The 2743-nt window shown below is 66.8% G+C and carries 2 protein-coding genes; both read right to left on the reverse strand.

From position 1 onward, the window contains the following. Positions 1–389 precede the first annotated feature (389 nt). Entirely contained in the window at positions 390–1649 is a 1260-nt protein-coding gene (locus tag VGP39_RS14190) for a DNA-packaging protein (protein ID WP_327568736.1), read from the reverse strand. Continuing rightward, positions 1627–2259: a hypothetical protein gene (locus VGP39_RS14195; protein WP_327568737.1), complete on the reverse strand. Its 633-nt coding sequence runs from the start codon at positions 2257–2259 to the stop codon at positions 1627–1629. Before VGP39_RS14195 ends, VGP39_RS14190 begins: the two co-directional genes overlap by 23 nt. Positions 2260–2743: the final 484 nt, after the last annotated feature.

Here is a 2743-nt window from a genome sequence, read left to right on the forward strand (position 1 = left end):
CGCCGCGAATTTCATTCGCGGCGACCCTCCCCCTCCAGGGGCGGGTGAAGAAAAGGGCGCCATAAGCGCCGCGCATTGCGCCGCGCGGTGTGGGACGGCGGAATGCGCTTCGCTTATTCCGCCCTACGCGCTTTCTTACCCTCCCCTGGAGGGGGAGGGTCGGCGAGCATGAGCGAAGCGAAATGCTTGACGGGGTGGGGTGAAGCTCCAAAGGCAGCGCCGCGGATGAACACTCATCCCACCCCGCCGCGAATTTCATTCGCGGCGACCCTCCCCCTCCAGGGGAGGGTGAAGAAAGGGCGCGAGCCAGCGTGGAACAAAATGCAGATTTGACGCGCTTGCTCTTTCTGATTGCAGGGGGCGCGCGATGCTGCCGCGACCATTGCTGACTACAACTGCGTTATCCTCGGCCCATCCCAATACCGGTCCGACAGCATCGCCGAGATCGCCCACACCAGCGCGTCGAGCCGGTCCGGCGAGGCGCCCGACGACAGCCCGTTGATGCCGAAATCGCACATCTCGTCTTCCAGCAGCGGAAAGCAGCCGACGTGCTTGACCTTGCCCTGCTCGTACAGCGCCGCCACCGGCTCGGCGCGCAGATATTTGCCGCGCGTGGCGTGAACCTCCTTCAGCGGCACCGAGCCATCGACCTGGCGCAGCACCGAACGCACCATCTCGCCGCCCATGTTGATTTCGGCGACCAGCGAATTGGCGTTGAGCCGGCGATACAGCGCGACCGCCTTGCTGGCCCATGCCTGCGGCGTCAGCCCCGCCTGGGACGCATCCTCCAGCACGAAATACATCCCGCTGTCGGCGCGGCCGACCGCGACGATGCCGCAGGCGTCCGCGCCCTGCCGCGACGAGCCCGGCGGATCGATCCCCACCATGATGCGCGACAGCGCCGGCGCCGCATCGACGCGGCAGCCTTCGACCAGCGCGCGCGACCACAGCGCGTCGGGGCGGTCCTCGATCAGCTCGCCGTCGAGCTCCTGCCGCCCGAGCCGCGTGCCGGCATAGCGATCGACCACGGTTTCCAGAAACGCCGGCGAGAGAAAATCCTGGTTGGCGCGCGTCGGCGCCCGCGTCACACGCGTGCGCGGACCAGCGATCAGCCGCTTGATCACCGGCAACGGCCGCGGCGTGGTGGTGATCAGCTGCCGCGGTCGCCTGCCGAGCCGCAGCGCGAATTGCAGCATGTCGAAGGTGGCTTCGCCATAACGCCACTTCGCCAGCTCGTCGCACCACGCCGCCTCGAATTGCGGCCCGCGCAGGCTTTCCGGATCGTCGGCGGAAAACACCTGGCCGACCGCGCCGTTCGGCCATTGCAGCCGTTTTCGCGTCGGGATCCATTCCGGGCGCTGTTGGAGCGGCGACGTCCGCAGCAACCCGGACTCGCCTTCCACCATGACTTCGCGCGCATCGTGCGCGGTCTCGCCGATCAGCGCGACGCGGCCATGGGCGCGGCCGGTCCATGGCGAGATGCCATGCACCATCGCCCGCACCCATTCGGCGCCGGCGCGGGTTTTGCCCGCGCCGCGGCCGCCCAGCATCAGCCAGGTGGTCCACGGCCCGCCATTGTTGCCGGTCTCGCGATGCTCCTGATGCGGATGCGCGAAGGTGGCGAAGTCATGATTTAGGCGGTTCTCCATCCGAAGGCTGTTCTCGTCCACAAAGGCCTGCGTCAGTCCGGCTGCGGACAAACACGTCAATGCGGTGCGCAAGCATGCGACGGAATCCGTCGGCGTCTGAAGGCAGGTCGTCGTCATTGCTTCCACTGCTGTTTCCGGGTTGGCGCAGACGGCGCACCTTGAACAAGGTTTCGGTCAGCGTCGCCAGCGTGCGGGCGACGCGCTCGGCTTCGATCGATCGCTTTCCCCGCGGAGCGGATCCGCCGCGCAGGCTTTCGATCTTGCGCAGTTCTTTTTCCAACGCCGCCTCCAGCCGCGCGGCGATCGAATCGGGAGCGATGTCCGGATCGGCGCTGCGGGCTTCGGCTTGGGAGGCTTCGGACGCCCTGTTTTCCGCGCCGGTGGCCTCGAGGTCGAGCTTCAACGCCTCCGACAGGCCGCGCGGCGGCCGGTCCTTGCGCAATTGCCAGCCCTCCGCCTTGGCGATCTTGTAAAGTTTGTCTCGTGACGTTCCCACATCGTCCGCAATGGTGCGCACCGGCTGGTCCGTCTTCTCATAGCGCTGCCGCGCGTATTCCAGTGCTTCGGCGGACAGGCCGTAAGCGGGATCGTGGAGGGAGGGAAAAGCCATGTTGTTCTCCAATGCGTGCTCTGCGAAGGCGAGACCCACACACCGATGCGTCATGGCCGGGCTTGACCCGGCCATCCATCCTTCTTGAAGGAGTCTCGCTTAGGTGATGGATGCGCGGGCCTTCGCCTCGCCGAAGCGGCTTCGGCCCCGCAGGCGGGCCTTCGCCTCGCCGAAGCTCGTAGGGCGCAATAAGCGAAGCGCATTGCGCCGCCCCTTCTCAATCCCGCTCACGAACTCGCCTGCCGCCGCATCCTGCACAGGGCTGAGCGGCGGGTCTGCGGCGCAATGCGCGTCGCTGACGCGCCGCTTATTGCGCCCTACGCGTTCGCGGCTGCCTGCTTTAAGCCGGCTTGCGTTGCCTCGCGATGATCTGGCGACGGAGTTCTTCGAAAAACACCCGGTGACCGCCGGGGCTGAAGCTCGTAGGGCGCAATAAGCGAAGCGCATTGCGCCGCCCCTTCTCAATCCCGCTCACGAACTCGCC

Source organism: Bradyrhizobium sp. (assembly GCF_036009065.1).
Taxonomy (GTDB): Bacteria; Pseudomonadota; Alphaproteobacteria; order Rhizobiales; family Xanthobacteraceae; genus Bradyrhizobium.